The organism is Paenibacillus sp. E194 (assembly GCF_000935845.1).
Taxonomy (GTDB): domain Bacteria; phylum Bacillota; class Bacilli; order Paenibacillales; family Paenibacillaceae; genus Paenibacillus_B; species Paenibacillus_B alvei_B.
This window is the reverse complement of sequence record NZ_JMDX01000029.1, coordinates 1-15,620: the sequence shown is the minus strand read 5'-3', so window position 1 is coordinate 15,620 and position 15,620 is coordinate 1. Positions and strand designations below refer to the sequence as shown.

At 48.8% G+C, this 15,620-nt stretch carries 19 protein-coding genes; all 19 read left to right on the top strand.

Translation table 11 applies throughout. The features are described 5' to 3' along the window. Window positions 1-21 precede the first annotated feature (21 nt). The 19 genes from AZ66_RS06255 (at window position 22) to AZ66_RS06165 (ending at window position 15,465) form a co-directional block, all read left to right on the top strand. Window positions 22-606 (top strand): hypothetical protein, encoded by a 585-nt coding sequence (locus AZ66_RS06255; protein ID WP_044354046.1) that lies wholly within the window; start codon window positions 22-24, stop codon window positions 604-606. Beyond that, a complete protein-coding gene (terL, locus tag AZ66_RS06250; protein ID WP_044354045.1) occupies window positions 599-1,993 on the top strand; it encodes a phage terminase large subunit in 1,395 nt (464 codons plus the stop codon). The genes AZ66_RS06255 and terL overlap by 8 nt, the downstream gene beginning before the upstream one ends. Window positions 1,994-1,995: 2 nt before the next feature. Next, window positions 1,996-3,483, top strand: a complete 1,488-nt coding sequence (locus AZ66_RS06245; protein ID WP_044354044.1) for a phage capsid protein — start codon at window positions 1,996-1,998, stop codon at window positions 3,481-3,483. Next, a complete protein-coding gene (locus tag AZ66_RS06240; RefSeq protein WP_044354043.1) occupies window positions 3,480-4,580 on the top strand; it encodes a phage minor capsid protein in 1,101 nt (366 codons plus the stop codon). The genes AZ66_RS06245 and AZ66_RS06240 overlap by 4 nt, the downstream gene beginning before the upstream one ends. A 108-nt stretch (window positions 4,581-4,688) precedes the next feature. Further along, window positions 4,689-5,276, top strand: a complete 588-nt coding sequence (locus AZ66_RS06235) for a phage scaffolding protein (protein ID WP_044354042.1) — start codon at window positions 4,689-4,691, stop codon at window positions 5,274-5,276. Between the two features lie 19 nt (window positions 5,277-5,295). Further along, window positions 5,296-6,249 (top strand): major capsid protein, encoded by a 954-nt coding sequence (locus tag AZ66_RS06230; protein WP_005547260.1) that lies wholly within the window; start codon window positions 5,296-5,298, stop codon window positions 6,247-6,249. Window positions 6,250-6,265: 16 nt separating this feature from the next. Further along, window positions 6,266-6,535, top strand: a complete 270-nt coding sequence (locus AZ66_RS06225) for a hypothetical protein (protein WP_044354041.1) — start codon at window positions 6,266-6,268, stop codon at window positions 6,533-6,535. A gap of 9 nt (window positions 6,536-6,544) precedes the next feature. Continuing rightward, window positions 6,545-6,910: a hypothetical protein gene (locus tag AZ66_RS06220; RefSeq protein WP_044354040.1), complete on the top strand. Its 366-nt coding sequence runs from the start codon at window positions 6,545-6,547 to the stop codon at window positions 6,908-6,910. Further along, a complete protein-coding gene (locus AZ66_RS06215; protein ID WP_044354039.1) occupies window positions 6,910-7,236 on the top strand; it encodes a hypothetical protein in 327 nt (108 codons plus the stop codon). Before AZ66_RS06220 ends, AZ66_RS06215 begins: the two co-directional genes overlap by 1 nt. Next, a complete protein-coding gene (locus AZ66_RS06210) occupies window positions 7,237-7,629 on the top strand; it encodes a hypothetical protein (RefSeq protein ID WP_044354038.1) in 393 nt (130 codons plus the stop codon). After that, window positions 7,626-8,024 (top strand): phage tail terminator protein, encoded by a 399-nt coding sequence (locus AZ66_RS06205; protein ID WP_197081658.1) that lies wholly within the window; start codon window positions 7,626-7,628, stop codon window positions 8,022-8,024. The genes AZ66_RS06210 and AZ66_RS06205 overlap by 4 nt, the downstream gene beginning before the upstream one ends. 9 nt (window positions 8,025-8,033) lie before the next feature. After that, entirely contained in the window at window positions 8,034-8,489 is a 456-nt protein-coding gene (locus AZ66_RS06200; protein ID WP_044354037.1) for a phage tail tube protein, read from the top strand. 18 nt (window positions 8,490-8,507) lie between these two features. Further along, complete coding sequence (locus AZ66_RS06195; RefSeq protein WP_044354036.1) at window positions 8,508-8,813, top strand: hypothetical protein; 306 nt, start codon at window positions 8,508-8,510, stop codon at window positions 8,811-8,813. Further along, complete coding sequence (locus tag AZ66_RS06190; RefSeq protein WP_052648410.1) at window positions 8,791-9,168, top strand: Gp15 family bacteriophage protein; 378 nt, start codon at window positions 8,791-8,793, stop codon at window positions 9,166-9,168. Before AZ66_RS06195 ends, AZ66_RS06190 begins: the two co-directional genes overlap by 23 nt. Then, window positions 9,161-12,148, top strand: a complete 2,988-nt coding sequence (locus AZ66_RS06185; protein WP_044354034.1) for a phage tail protein — start codon at window positions 9,161-9,163, stop codon at window positions 12,146-12,148. The genes AZ66_RS06190 and AZ66_RS06185 overlap by 8 nt, the downstream gene beginning before the upstream one ends. Window positions 12,149-12,162: 14 nt before the next feature. Then, window positions 12,163-12,522: a DUF6711 family protein gene (locus AZ66_RS06180; protein ID WP_044354033.1), complete on the top strand. Its 360-nt coding sequence runs from the start codon at window positions 12,163-12,165 to the stop codon at window positions 12,520-12,522. A gap of 5 nt (window positions 12,523-12,527) precedes the next feature. Beyond that, window positions 12,528-14,594 carry a hypothetical protein gene (locus tag AZ66_RS06175; protein WP_044354032.1) on the top strand — a complete coding sequence of 689 codons (2,067 nt, stop codon included), beginning with the start codon at window positions 12,528-12,530 and terminating at the stop codon, window positions 14,592-14,594. A 41-nt stretch (window positions 14,595-14,635) separates the two neighbouring features. Then, the gene (locus tag AZ66_RS06170) at window positions 14,636-15,208 is read left to right on the top strand and encodes a stalk domain-containing protein (protein ID WP_044354031.1); all 573 of its coding nucleotides are present in this window, start codon (window positions 14,636-14,638) and stop codon (window positions 15,206-15,208) included. Between the two features lie 62 nt (window positions 15,209-15,270). After that, a complete protein-coding gene (locus tag AZ66_RS06165; RefSeq protein ID WP_044354030.1) occupies window positions 15,271-15,465 on the top strand; it encodes a hypothetical protein in 195 nt (64 codons plus the stop codon). The last annotated feature ends 155 nt before the right edge of the window (window positions 15,466-15,620 follow it).

Genomic DNA, 15,620 nt, shown 5'->3' with positions numbered 1-15,620 from the left:
TCCCTAAAAGGAGATGATCACATGGCAGGAGGAAGGAAAAACAAGTACCAGTCTCACGTTGAACCAAAGCTCCTGCTTGTAGAAGCATGGGCGCGTGACGGGGTTATAGACGAGGATATCGCCAAAAAACTTGGTGTAGCTTACTCGACGTTTCGAGAGTATGCCAAAAAGTATTCGGCATTATCGGCAGCCTTAAAAAAGGGTAAGGAGGTCGCCGATGTTGAAGTGGAAAATGCCTTGTTCAAAAGGGCTACTGGATATGAGTTTACAGAGAAAAAGTATGTGTCGGCGGAAATGTCAGATGACGAATATGCCATACAGCAGCAGATCGCTGTTAACAAATATAAATTGGAGCATCCAGAAGCAACTATGGTCGAACTGCGCGCGGTCGAACTGAGTGTATCAAAATATAAAATGGTGCTGGTAGAGGAAAAGACAAAGGAAGTTTCACCTGACGTTACTGCGCAGATATTCTGGCTTAAGAACCGCCGACCTGATAAGTGGCGTGATAAGCAAGAGATTGGGCATAGTGGAAACGTGGACATTAGCAACCCGCTTCAAGGAATGACAACCGACGAGCTCAGAAAGTTGATTTGCGATGGTTGATCTGGAAACGATTAGGCACTACGCCAGGATCGAATTGGCACGCCGTGAATTCTTTGGTTTCTGTCAGGCTATGGCTCCAGACTTCTACAAGGACGATCGACAGTACCTCATCGACTTGTGCAATGAGATGCAGGACTTCTATCAGTCAGATGACGATATATTGATCGTCAATGAGCCACCACGACATGGTAAGTCAAGAACGGCATCCATGTTCGCACAGTGGGTATTTGGTCAGGATCCGTCAGCTAAGATTATGACTGGTTCCTATAACGAAACACTGTCCACGACGTTTTCCAAGGCTGTCCGAAATGGCATTAGCACAGCCAAGGCTGATCCTACAGTAATCGTGTATAGCGACATTTTCCCGCATACCCGCATTGCAAAGGGTGACGCTGCCATGAACCTGTGGAGCCTTGAGGGTGGCTATAACAACTACCTAGCTACGTCTCCCACTGGTACGGCAACCGGCTTCGGGGCATCGATCCTGATCATTGACGACTTGATCAAGAATGCCGAGGAAGCCAACAACGAGGCCACACTTGAGAAGCACTGGGATTGGTTCACGAACACTATGCTTTCCCGCTTGGAGGAAGGCGGCAAGATCATCATTATCATGACTAGGTGGGCGACCGGTGACCTGGCAGGGCGAGCGCTGGAGCACTTCCGCGACGAGAAAAAGAAAGTCCGCCACTTGAGCATGAAGGCGCTGCAGGATGACGGCACGATGCTCTGTGAGGAAGTGTTGAGCCGAGAGTCGTATGACATGAAGGTTAGAGCCATGGGAACTGACATAGCCAGCGCTAACTATCAGCAAGAGCCCATTGATATTAAAGGTCGCTTGTACAGCAGCTTTAAAACCTATGAGCAGTTGCCGATTGATAGCCACGGTGAATCATTGTTCACTGGCATTTACTCCTATTGTGACAGTGCCGATCAGGGTTCAGATTACTTATGCAACATCATCTGGGGAGCCTATCAGAAAGAGGCATACGTCCTGGATGTCATATATACGAAAGAGCCAATGGAAATCACGGAGCCCGCAGTAGCGAAGGCTCTTTTTGCGTTTCAGGTCAATAAAGAAAGAATTGAGTCCAACAGCGGTGGCCGATCATTTGCACGTAATGTGAAGCGGATCCTTGAAACTGAGCTGAACAGCAATCGAACAGACGTGAGCTGGTTCCACCAATCGAAGAACAAGGTTGCGCGTATAACGTCCAACGCCACTTGGGTTATGAATCATGTCTATTACCCGGTTAACTGGCGTGATCGATGGCCGGAGTACCACAAAGCCATGACGACATACCAGCGTGAGGGCGCGAACAAGAATGATGATGCGCCGGATGCTACAACGGGCATCGCAGAAACAATGTACCTGTTAGGAGGGTAGGAATGGGGTGGTTAAAGAATATGGTGATGAAGCTATTACGCATTAATCCAGCGCCAGATAATCGAATCATCACGATTACGGAGCCATTTTCGTACAATACGAACGTGCTGCGGAATCGGCTCTGGTATCGCGGGGATCCAAGCGAGCTAGACCAGTTCTATAAGCAAACGGCATCTGATAGCGTAAGTAAGTCGCGCTTCTGGGCTGCTGTGCCGTCCGATGACCTGGCTATTCGGAAGATCCATTCAGGACTCCCGGCAATGATTGCTGAGCGCTTGTCTGATATCGTTGTAGCTGACCTGGACGGCATTGAGCTGGAGAACAAGGAGCAGACGGATCTATGGGATGAGATAGCCAAGGATAACGACTTCGATGAGTTGGTAGGCGAATCCATCATTGAGACGCTTGTAGCTGGTGACGGGGCGTTCAAAATTACACTGGATACTGAAATTACCGATTATCCGATTATTGAGTTCTACAGCGGAGACCTGGTCAACTATAAGCGTGATCGTGGGCGACTGCAGGAAGTCATTTTTTACACCGATTACCGCTTTAAGGATAAGGACTATCGCCTTGAGGAGACGTTCGGACGAGGGCATATCAAGTACAGGCTGCTTAACTCGGAAGGTAAGGAAGTGCCGTTGTCTACGGTGCCTGAGACGGCTGAGCTGCAAGAGGTTACATATTCAGGTGACTTCATCATGGCCGTACCGCTCATGTTCTTCCGGAGTAAGAAGTGGAAGGGCCGAGGCAAGTCGATATTCGACAGCAAGGCTGACAGCTTCGATGCGCTAGATGAGGTCATCAGCCAATGGGTAGATGCTATACGCGCCGGTAGGGTGCAGAAATACATTCCTGAAGACTTGATCCCTAAGAATCCACAGAACGGGGCTCTGATGAAGCCTAACCCGTTTGATAACCAGTTTATCCGCGTCGGTAGTGTAATGGCCGAGGATGCAAAAGGTCAGATCGATATGGTGCAGCCAGCAATCCTGTATGAGGCGTTCGTGGCCAGCTATGCCAGTGCATTGGACATGTGTTTGCAAGGGATAGTGTCACCATCTACCCTTGGCATCGATCTCAAGAAGCTAGACAATGCTGAGGCGCAGCGCGAGAAGGAGAAGGCCACGTTGTACACTCGCGGCAAGATTATCGAACGACTAAACGAGGTTATCCCGCAGTTGGTTGATACGGTGCTGAAGGTATACGACACGATGCGTGGTCGCGGTGTCGGAGATTACAAGCCGAGTATTAAGTTCGGGGAATATGCATCGCCGTCATTTGATGCTGTGGTCGAAACAGTTGGTAAGGCTCGTACATTCGGCATAATGAGCGTTGAGCGCGCTGTCGAGGAGTTGTATGGCGACACCTGGACGGACGAGGAAAAGGCCGAAGAGGTTCAGCGCTTGAAAGATGAGCAAGGGATCAGCGTCGAGGAACCAGCTCTGAACCGTGATGATCCACCAGATGATCTGGATGATGACGAATGAGCAAGTACAACATTCGCAACATATTCGCGGAAATGGAGCTTGACCTAATCAAGTCTATGCAGCGTAACCTTAAACGTCATGAGGACGAAGAAGAGGAAATGGGCTTCGAGTGGGAGCAGTGGCAGCAGCGAAAGCTTCAGGATCTGCAGAAGTACCGTAAGGAGACTCGGCAGCTCATCAAAAAATACGAGCCAGAAGTTGATCAGGCTGTCGATACAGGCATCATAGGAGCGTTTCGGCGTGGTGTGGATCGTGTCCGTAGTCTATGGGATAAGATCACCGGGAAGAAGCCAAAGGTCGAATCAGAAGACGGATCCGATTCCAGCTTCTTCAAGATCAATGAGGCCCGCGTCAATGCTTTGGCTGAGGCATCCCAGAATGATCTAAAGCAAGCCAGACATGCTATGCTGCGCCAGGCGGACGACGTATATCGTCAAACGATCTATAAGGCTCAGGTGTATCTAAACAGTGGAGCTGCTTCGCTTAATCAGGCTGTCGACATGGCGACTCGAGATTTCCTGGATAAAGGCTTCGATTGTATTGAGTTTTCGAATGGCCGACGAATGAACGTTGCCAGTTATGCTGAGATGGCGCTGCGTACATCCTCACAACGGGCAGTGTTTGCAGGCGAAGGTGCCAAACGTGATCAGCTTGGTATTCGGACTGTGGTCATATCCGCGCACGCTAATTGCTCTAAACTCTGTCTGCCATACCAGGGCAAGGTATTCATCGATGACGTATACAGCAAGGGTACTGTAAAGGATGGTAAGTACCCGTTGCTCAGCACGGCAATAGCAAACGGTTTGTTTCATCCCGGGTGCAGGCACAACATGACGACATTTGTGCCTGGTAAGAGCCGACTACCGCTGCCTGTGGATGATGAAGAAGCTTTGGAAAACTACGAGGCAGAGCAGCGTCAGCGCTACATGGAGCGACAGATCAGGAAGTATAAACGTCGGGAAGCTGGCAGCATCGATTCGGCCAATCAGGAGGCAGCCGATGCCAAGGTGAAAGAGTGGCAGAAGCGCTTGAGAGAGCACATCAAGGCAAATGAGCATTTGCGGCGAGACTCTAGGCGCGAACGAATACATGTATAGATTGGCTCCGGTTGAGACTGCTGGGGCCTATTGCTCGTTGGTCGGAGCATATCGACCGACTCCCGTAGCTGGAGAGCAGCTATAAAAATCTATGGAGGATGATGATAAATGGATTGGTTGAAGGAATTGTTGAAAAAGGCAGGCTTTGAGGAAGCAAAAATTGATGGAATCGTTGCAGAGGTTAGCAAAGAGCTGCCAAAGTACACTGTTCCGAAAGACAAATATAACGAGCTGTCAGAAGCGAAGAAGAAGGCCGAAAAGGACGTTACTGATCGAGATAAGCAGATTGAGGAACTTGGCAAGACTGCAGGGCTGTCTGAGGACTTGAAAAAGCAGATTGAAACATTGACTGCAGCCAATAAAGAAGCTGCCGAAAAGCACGCTGCCGAACTAAAGGAGCTCACACTTACTAACGCTATTTCGGCTGCACTCAACGGTAAAGCACACAATGAAAAGGTTGTAACCGGACTGATCAATAGAGAAAAGTTGGTCATAGGGGATGAGGGCAAGATTGTAGGACTAGAGGAACAGCTTACAGCTCTGAAATCCTCTGATGGGTATTTGTTCAAGGATGACACCCAACAACAACAGCAGCAGACGCCTCCGGGATTCCGTGTAGGAGGTGGCGGTAACCCGAACCCACCGGCTGCAACGGCGTCTCTCAAGGACGCAATAGCAGCTCATTTTCAAAAATAATAATTAGGAGTGATTCATAATGGCAGTAACACTGAGTGAGGCAAAGAAAAACGTACAAGATGCCCTAACGATGGGCGTGATTGATGAATTTCAGAAGAGCAACTTTTTATTGCAAAACCTGACGTTTGATGATGCAGTGTCACCAACGGGTGGCGGTGCCACATTGACCTATGGCTACACACGTCTTATCACTCAACCGACGGCCGCTTTCCGTGCCGTAAATGAAGAGTACACACCGCAGGAAGTTACCAAGCAGCGGCATAACGTGGATCTGAAGATCTTCGGTGGCACGTTCCAAATTGACCGAATCATCGCTGGAATGGGTGGCATTGTGTCTGAGGTGCAACTGCAATTGGAACAGAAGGTAAAGGCTGCACAGGCACTGTTTAACGACACGGTAATTAATGGAGACTCCGCAGTAGAAGCGAAGGCATTTGATGGATTAGAAAAGGCCCTGACAGGTTCTAGCACGGAGTATCTCCCTACAGATGCCATCGACTTGTCAACATCCGAAGCAGTGGATAAGAACTATAAAGTGTTCTTGGATCAATTGGATGAGTTCCTCATGGGACTAGACGGGACACCTTCTGGCATCATGGGTAACTTGAAACTGATCGCAAAAATTCGCGCATGTGCCCGCCGTGCTGGTATGTATACGATCTCGCGTGATGAGTTTGGCCGTCAAGTTGAAAAGTACAATGAGACGCCGCTTGTTGACCTTGGGGCAAAAACCGGTACTAATGACCCTGTTGTTGCAACGAAAGCGTCTGGGGAAACTTCGTTGTTCGCAGTGCGTTTAGGCTTGGATGGTTTCCATGGTGTTTCGATGGCTGGACAACCGCCTGTTCGCACATGGCTGCCTGATTATACGACATCTGGAGCAGTTAAGACAGGTGAAGTTGAGATGGTTGCTGCTGTTGCACTCAAGGCTACTAAAGCAGCAGGCGTTATGCGCAAGATCAAAGTATCGTAAGGAGGGATGATAAAACATGGCTAAAGTAATTGCACCGAACAAAGAATACACCGGCATTTCTGCTGGTGTAACGTTTGCTAACGGGGTTGGAGAAACGGATAACCCACATCTACTCGTATGGTTTGAGTCAAATGGGTATGAGGTTGAGAGGGAGCCTGTTGTCGAACAGGATAATCAAACTGACATTTCCCCTTCTCCTGATCCCATTGTGCCTCCAGGAGATGGAGAGCAAGCAGAGGTTGAAACTGTTGAGAAGCCATCGAAGAGTACCAAATCCGGAAAGTAGGTGAGCGACATGGCCTATGCAACAACGGACGAGTATGAACGGTACGGAAATGGCAACATCCCGATAGGGAAGCTGGATAAGGCGCTACAGCGAGCATCTGACCAAGTAGACAGTATGACATATAACCGCATTGTGGCGTGTGGCTTTGATGGTCTCACGCCTTTTCAGCGTACCAATGTAGTCAAGGCTGTCTGTCAGCAGGCTGATTTCCAGTACCAGTATGGTGATTACTTGGATGCTCCTCTAGCTGGATACTCTGCAGGCAGCGTCTCGCTTTCGTTCAAGTCTGTAGAGGGTGCGGGAGGGGTTAAGACGACTGATGCCGTCATCGGGCTGCTACGCGCTACAGGTTTGACGGATAGGAGGTTGTGCTGATGCGGGGCAAGTTGCCATTCCCACAATGGATTCTGAATACGCCGATTAAAGTATATCGTACCGAGTTGTCAGACGATGGGGAGGCTGTCGAGGAAATAATCTTTGATGGGCTCGCATGTTATGACGAAAAGATGCGCCAGAAGCTGGACAAGGAGCGCCGTTTGGTTACAATGTCAGGCAAAGTGATCATTAAGGGCGATATCCTGCCCGGTGAACTAATTGAGGGCTTTGTCCAAGTTGGTGGGGCGCAGCGAACCATCTTTAGCTCTTCGAGGCCGCAGAATCCAGATGGGAGCATCTTCTCCACAGAATTGGAGTTGATGTAGATGGTGAAGGTTAAAACGAAAATGAACCGACGTGCCATCCAAAAGATTTCGTCGGCTCAGCTACAAGCCTTGGAACAAGTTGTGGATGGGAAAACGGAAGGCATCCTGACTGAAATTGCGAACGAACAGGTCGTTCCGAAGCAGACCGGTGAACTGGAGCGCGGTGCCTGGGTAGACAAGACGGGGCTCAAGCGCGGCAAGGTTAAGATCGTATATGACACGCCGTATGCTCGCAGGCTCTATTGGCATCCTGAGTATCGCTTCAGGCAGGATAAAAACCGTAATGCGCAAGGCAAGTGGCTGGAACCATGGGTCAATGGTGAAAAGACGGAGTCACTTGTAGGCCGTTTTAAGAAGCTGGTCAAGCGGCTTGCAGGAGGATTTATTAAATGACGCTGATGCTATCGGAAATCCGCGATTGGATGAAGACTCAAATACAGAGCCCCAATTGGTATATCGGCAAGATAGACGGTAGCAAACCGGAATGTATCGGTTTGTACAATATCAATACCGGCGGAAGGCCATATATTGCAATCGGCGGGCTGGATAATACGTCATACGCCATGAAAGCCGTATCCATCTTAATACATTGGTCAAAGAACGCCGATAAAGCGGAGCGCAAGGCCCATGAGGTCTACGCTTCGCTTTTTGGTCGTGGTGATGCGAGAATCAGCGGCCGTCGCGTAATTACATTTGACATGCGGACACCTGAGCCTGTCAACGTCGGTACGGATGATGAGGGCATATACGAATATGTCATAGAGACAACTATTTACTATGAAAGGTAGGGAGAGCGTATGGCGACTACTGGTGTTTTCCCAGTACACAATAACGTTTTTAAGATTGGTATCAATGGACGCGCTTCAGTCGCTCCAGGGGACATGGTTACCGTGAAGGACCTGGAGACATTTAGTCCAAGTATCGACGGTAACACAGAAGAGTGGACGCCGATGGATCAGGGGGGATGGACACGCCGTGCAGTAACCGGGAAAGGGCTGACCTTCAGCTTTTCTGGTAAAAGGCACTACGGCGACCCAGGGAATGATTACATCGCAGGGCTGCTGCTCGGTACGGGGCAAGAGGTCGAAACTAAATTCGAGTGGATCATGCCATCTGGGGCGAAGCTCACCATGGACTGTGTGATCAATCTGACGCAGCCAGGTGGCGGTGACAGTACCAACATCGATGGCTTGGAATTTGAGCTTCTATCAGACGGCAAGCCAACATTTACACCAGCAACAAAAACACCATAATTTAAGGGGGATTATTCCATGTCAAAGATTATTAACCTGACTGATAAATTTTCTAAGGACGAGCAATCGTCCATTCAAATCGGCAATAAAAAGTATCCAATTAATAATAGCGTAGAAGCTGTACTTGGTTTTGAGGAACTGGCAGATGGCGCAACGGTCAAAGGGTTATTAAATGCAATTGAAGGGGCGCTCGGCAAGAAAGCCGTGAATGAAATTGGTGTTTCCAAAATGACCGTTGCGAACTTGAAAGTTCTTATGTCCGGTCTGGTAGCAGCAATGCAAGGGTTGACGTACGAGGAAGCTGCTGCGCGATTTCAACAGTAGCAGCGGGCCGGATAACTGGTACGATCTGCGAGAAGATTGGCCATTAATCGAGGCGAGTCTTGCCAAGCAGTATGGTATCCGCATTCGGCAGCACGGGGACATGCCGTGGGAGGAGTTTTGCACCTTGGTGAGCGGTTTGATGTCTGACACACCGTTAGGGTCTGTGGTTACGATTAGGGCCGAGAATGATCCAAAGGTAATCAAGGGATTCAACGCCGACCAGAAACGTATTTACAACGGCTGGCGTAAACGACGAGCGGAGCGAAAGCTGGATGACCAGGTCAAACTGAATCAAGAAATGCAAGCTCTGGAGACTGCAATGGCCCGCATGTTCGGGGGTGGCGTAGATGTCTAGTGTAGGACAGATAGATTTAGACCTAGGGCTAAATTACGGCCCCTTCCGGCAGGATCTTAACGGAATCGCCGGTACTGCTACCAACTTAGTCGGTGGAGCGTTTCGGAGCCTTGGTGGCATTATAGCGGGTGCATTTGCCGTCAATAGTATTGTCAATTTCAGCCGGGAGGCCATTAATCTGGCATCCGACCTTGCGGAAGTGCAAAACGTCGTAAACGTTACGTTCGGATCGATGACTGGTCAGATCAACAACTGGTCATCGAACCTGATCGAGTCGTTTGGTTTATCTGAGCTATCTGCAAAAAAATACGCGTCCACAATGGGTGCGATGCTTAAATCGTCTGGTTTAACCGGTGAGGCCATGAAGGAGATGTCTGTCAGATTGACAGAGCTATCTGCCGACATGGCTTCTTTTTATAACCTGAAAAACGATGAAGCCTATTACAAAGTCTTTTCCGGTATGGTCGGCGAAACAGAGCCACTTAAGCAGTTAGGCGTCAATATGTCCGTCGTGAATATGGAAGCATACGCCATGTCCCAGGGGATCACAAAGTCGTGGATGTCCATGACACAGGCTGAACAGACCATGCTGCGGTATGGATACCTATTGAAGGTGACAGGCGATGCCCAGGGCGACTTTGCTCGGAACGGTGACAGCTGGGCGAACAGGGTTCGGATAATGACTGAACGCTGGAATATCTTCAAGGGCACGATGGGGGCAGGTTTCATCAATATCCTGTCTCCAATTATTCAGGGGTTAAACTGGCTGATATCTAAGCTGCAGATTGCTGCCGCGTACTTCCGAGCCTTTACAGAGCTTGTCTTCGGGGATGCAGTGAATGCCGGTGGAGCTGGAGCTGTCGCACCACTGAATGATACTGCCGATGCAGCCACTGGCGCTGCTGGCGCGGTAGACGAGGCGGGTAAGGCGGCAGAAAAGGCAGGCAAGAAGAGTAAGAAGGCTAGCAAGGACATGAAGAATAGCCTGGCCGGGTTTGACCAGTTGAATACGCTGGCAAAATCCACAGCGGGGGCGGTGGATGATGCAGCGGATGGAGCTGGCGGCCTTGGGGCATTTGCTGGCCTGGGTAATCTTGATCTAGGCACGCCTACCATCAACGTTGATCCTGTCAAGCAGCAGGTGGCGGCATTCATTAGTGATCTTAAATCACGGTTTACCGAGGCATGGGGATTCATATCTGCAGGCTGGGCCGGAATGGCTCCGGCTTTGCAGCCGTTTGTAGACATGATGGATCCGATCGGTAAATCTGTCACCAATATAGGGAATACGTTCAAACGGCTGAAAGATGGCTTCCTGGTACCTGTTGCAAAGTACATCTTAGGTAACTTTATCCCATCGATCGTAATCGGGTTTACGAAAGCTTTTGCACCAGTCATTGCAAAACAGATAGTATGGGCGTTTCAGACATTTGATAAGACATTCCGCAATGTGACCAATCAAGCCATCAAACTGTGGGATACTGTGTGGCTGCCAAGTTTAGATCGGGCCAAGAACGCATTTGTAATGGCAATGCCGGTTATTGCTGGAGCATTGCAAAGCCTATTAACCAACACTATCAATCCATTTGTAGACTTCATGCTTAATGGCTTTGCTATACCGTTGTCTACAACGATTACAGAAACTATCGTACCTATCTACGCAAATACGTTGGTGTGGGCATTCCAGACATTTGCGAAGTCAGCGACTAACGCAGTCAATCATATTAATGAATTGTGGAAGGGCACGCTGTTCCCTTCGCTAGTGAAGCTTCGCGATATGTTTATGGACGTTATTCCTCAGATAGGAAAAGCATTTGAAAAGTTACTGGACGGGACGATCAAACCGTTCGTTGATTATGCGCTGAATGATTTCATTATCCCAATCTCGGCCAAGGTGATTGATACGCTGGTACCAGTATTCACCGACACCCTAGTCTGGGCATTTAAAGAGGCTGCCAACACATTCGAATGGGCAGTAAAGCTGATCAACGATGTCTATAATACGGTGCTGAAACCTGTGTTCGATTTGATCAAAAAGATTGTCATGGACACCTTGGAGACGATAAAGGGGCTCTGGGATAAATATGGTGCAGAATTGCTGACCAGCCTTTCTGAGGCCATGGAGAACATCCGGAACACGTTCCAAAAGCTGTGGGATGACGTCTTGAAGCCGATTATCGAGCCGTTTCTGAAAAAGCTGAATGAAATCTGGGAAGGTAGTTTGAAGGGTATCATCAAGCAAGTGGGCGAGGTGGTAATGAAGCTGGTAACAGCGGCGCTGGAGATCTATAACAAGTTCATCAGCCCACTGATCAACTACGTCATAGATCAGCTTGCTCCTGGTTTCGTGAAGGGTTTTAACATCGTGCTTAATATCGTGACGACAGTCATATCCAGTGTGGGAGATATCATCAAGGGGCTGCTCAGAACGCTGGGCGGCATTATAGATTTTGTCACAGGCGTTTTTACGGGAGATTGGAAGAAGGCTTGGACTGGGGTTAAGGATATCTTTGGAGGTATCTTTGATTCCCTTTACGGACTTGTTAAGGCACCGCTGAACTTGATCATTGACGCCATTAACTCGGTCATTGACGGTTTCAACAGCATCAGCATTAGTATTCCAGAAGTCGAGGTTTTCGGCCATAAAATCGGCGGGGGCTCAATCGGTGTGCCGCAGATCCCGAAAATACCACGCCTTGCTAAGGGTGGTCTTGCTTACGGACCGACACTGGCTATGGTAGGGGATAACAAGGGGGCAGGCGTTGACCCTGAGGTTGTTTCGCCACTTTCCAAGCTGCAGAACATGCTGGGAGCAAACAACCAGCCTGTAGTGGAAGTGCTGATGAGGATATTGGAGGCACTCGAGAAGAACGGTCAAGGGCAGGTTATCCAAGTTGACAGCACTGTACTAGGACGGGTTGTAGCCAATGCAATAAACGACATTACCCGGCGCACTGGACGATCACCATTAACCACATAGAGAGGAGGCGCTACATGAAAATCTTGATCGACGGCCAAGAGATTGCCGCCTATCCGTCAACCTTTCAGGTAACCATTTTGGATATTGATGACGGGAACTCGTCTGTCCGGACAGCAAACGGTACGCTCAACCGGGATCGGGTGGCCGTTAAGCGGCAGGTTGATATGACTTGGGGTGTACTGAGCGAACAACAGATATCAAGCATATTAAAAGCCATGTCGAATGTATTTTTCGATTTTACATTCCCGGATCCAATGACTGGCGGAAGCCTCACGAAAAAAATGTACGTAGGGAATCGACCAGCTCCATTCAGTGTAGTATCGAATGGCGTTGTACATTGGAACGGACTCAAATTGACGTTGACAGAGAGGTGATCTGATTGTATCCAATATCGCCGCTCTATGCTGATTACTTACGGCGGCCAGACCGGGAATTTATCGTCAAGGCAACCGTGGGATCCGAGGAATTTGACAATACCAGGATCGTAGATTTTAGTATCGAGAATAGTTTGAGTCTAACGGATGGATTCCAGCTCGGAACGGCCATTCCATCTAAGCTCGCCATTAAACTGCGAACAAATTATATTGTGCCGCCGAATGCACGAATCGTTCCCTATCTATCTTTGTCTATGTCGGGGTTGACTTGGCTGCAGGCGCAGTATCCTTGGCAGGACGTAGATATCAATTGGAACGGTACCAGTACAAACTGGCTGCCGCTTGGTGAGTTCTTCGTAGACAGTCGCGAACGAATTAACGATGTATGGACTTACGTCTGCTATGATAAGTTGGTTTTTGCTGATGTGGCCTACATATCGTCCCTGACCTATCCTGCTACACAGCGGGCTGTCTTTGATGAGATATGCAACCGGTTGGGATGGACATATGACAACAGCGTGCAGATTAATCCGACTTATCAGATCCAAGCAGGACCAGCAGGATATAGCATGCGCCAGGTGCTCGCGTATATCGCCGCTGCCAATAGTGCGAGCCTGTACGTGGACAAGGCCGGTACATTAAAGTTCAAGAGGTTCACGGCAACTGAGGAGCCTGTCTTTGCGATGACCACAGCCGATTATGTCAGCGCGAAGCAGACCAATCCGGTCAAGACATATACCAGGATAGTGGCCACGTACAACACAGAGGATGATTTACAATACGAGGCTGGTAGCGGAGATGAAAATCACACCCTGTATATTGAAAACCCGTTTGTGACACAGAGCATGGTTAATGACATGCTTAGTGCAATGAACGGGTTTTCCTACTTGCCATTGACTATTGATGCTCGTGGCTACCCGCAGCTTGAGCAAGGAGACGTAATTGCCTTTGAGCAGCAAGAAGGTAGTACATGGGACGATACGGTTTCAGCTTGGCAGGATACACACATTCCGTGGGATGGAATTGTCCGGTACAAGTCGATCATCTTGCACCAGGTATTCAGTTTTGCGGGTGGGCTTCGTATGTCGCTGGAAGCACCATCCGTGTCGGCCCAGCAGAGCGAATTTGTCGTTGAAGGCAGTCTTTCACAGCAGGTCAACAAGCTGGACAAGAACGCCGTAAAAGAGGGGAAGAACTATTATGGTGCGACGATTACACGAACTGACGGCCTGATTATCGAACGAGAAGATCATAAGAGCAAAGTTATCCTGAACAGTGATAAGCTCTCATTCCAGGCTAACGGACAAGACAAAATATACTTCGATCCTTGGGCTGGCCGTTACAAGTTTAATGGTACGTTAGAGGCGACTGACGGCATATTCAGCGGCGACTTACAAGCTGCAGGTGGAACGTTTACGGGGACGCTTCGTGGTGTAGACGGTGATTTCTCTGGCGAGCTGCGAGCGGCACGGGGAACATTTGCTGGTGACCTGCAGGCAGCAGGTGGGACATTCACGGGCACCCTCCGCGGGGTAGATGGAGATTTCTCTGGAACCATAACTGCATCTACTATAAACGGTGGCACGATTAACGGAACAACCATTATCGGTTCTTCCATAAAGACGGCAGTATCTGGAGGAAGGATTGAGCTTGATCCCAACGGTTTCATGTTCTATGACAACTCTGGTAGACAGAGGGTAAAGCTGGGGTGGAACTCGGCAGCGGACATTTCCGGGCACACGTACTATAATTCTAGCGGTTCGCCGATGGGGATTGTGTATGCTATCACTGAGGAAATGCATGTTATAGGCAATCGTGACTTACGTCTTGGGGCAAGTGGAACGATCTATTTACAGGGGCCCGTAAACTTCAATTCTTCAGTATCGGGACTAAGGTTGGGCATCAGTGAAATAATTGGACTTCAAGAACAACTGAGATCCTTGCAATCACAACTTGACAGTCTTCGCCGCTCGTTCAGTAACCATAGTCATACAGTTAATATCGGAACTCACAACCACGGCAACAATCAGAACCAAAACTGGGGCGGAACCTTCACAACGTCGACCCCGTAGTGATATGATAGAGGTAAATATTGCTACGGAGGATTTTCTATATGAAAAAATGGGCGTATCTAGTAAGTGGTGTTGTCATTGGTTCTTTGATTGCAACTGCAGGAAGTGCATTTGCTGATCAAATCAAGTCACTTGTGGGAAAGAAGGTAACAGGTGAGTATACGGTAATCGTAAACGGAAAAGAGCTCCAAGATAAAGGAGCAGTGATTGACGGTAAAACCAACGTCCCTGTACGCGGGGTTTCTCAGGCGTTAGGAGCTGATATACGGGTGGAAGGTAAAAAGATATTAGTAACATCTAAACAAGAGGTAAGTGCTTCGGCTGAAGGCTCAACTAAATCTGATAAGAATGGAAATAAATATATGACGGATTCTAAAGAGAGTCTAGAAGTTTTGAGAGATAGTATCAAAAATAATAGAATCAAACCAGCCGTAGAGGGAAGAAAAAACATTGTTGCGGAGATTGAAGATCTCAGAAAAGAGGAAGAAAAGTCAGGGGTCAAAGCACCCGTGCTTGAGGCAATTGAAAAGCAGCTTGCCGAATACGATAAAATGATTGCAGAAGATACCGAAGAACTTCGTCTTGTCGAGGAAGCTTTAGCAACGAAGAAATAACCAAATACCAATCATTCAGGTCTCGCTAATAGCGGGGCCTTTTTGTTTGTAAGGAGGCATTTATGGCACAAGTACAACCTATTATCCGCATTGAGTTGGATCCAACCCAGCCCGTGCCCGAGATATGCGCTGTCATCATGGCCGTGACTCCATATCATCCTGGGCAAGAGAAAGCAATATTGCTGGGTGTTCAGGAAGCCATTGAGAAACGGCTAGAGCAATTAAGCCAGAAAGGAGATGAGGCTAGTGGCAAATAGATATTGTAACCTGATTGGATCGAAGAAGATAAGCGAAGACTTTGGCAACATCAACATCGGCTTTGATAAGGTGCAGCAGGAGATGGATGCAGGCGATGCTACGGCAGCGGCTCATATTGCCGATAAGACCATCCACGTCACTCAGGCCGATAAGG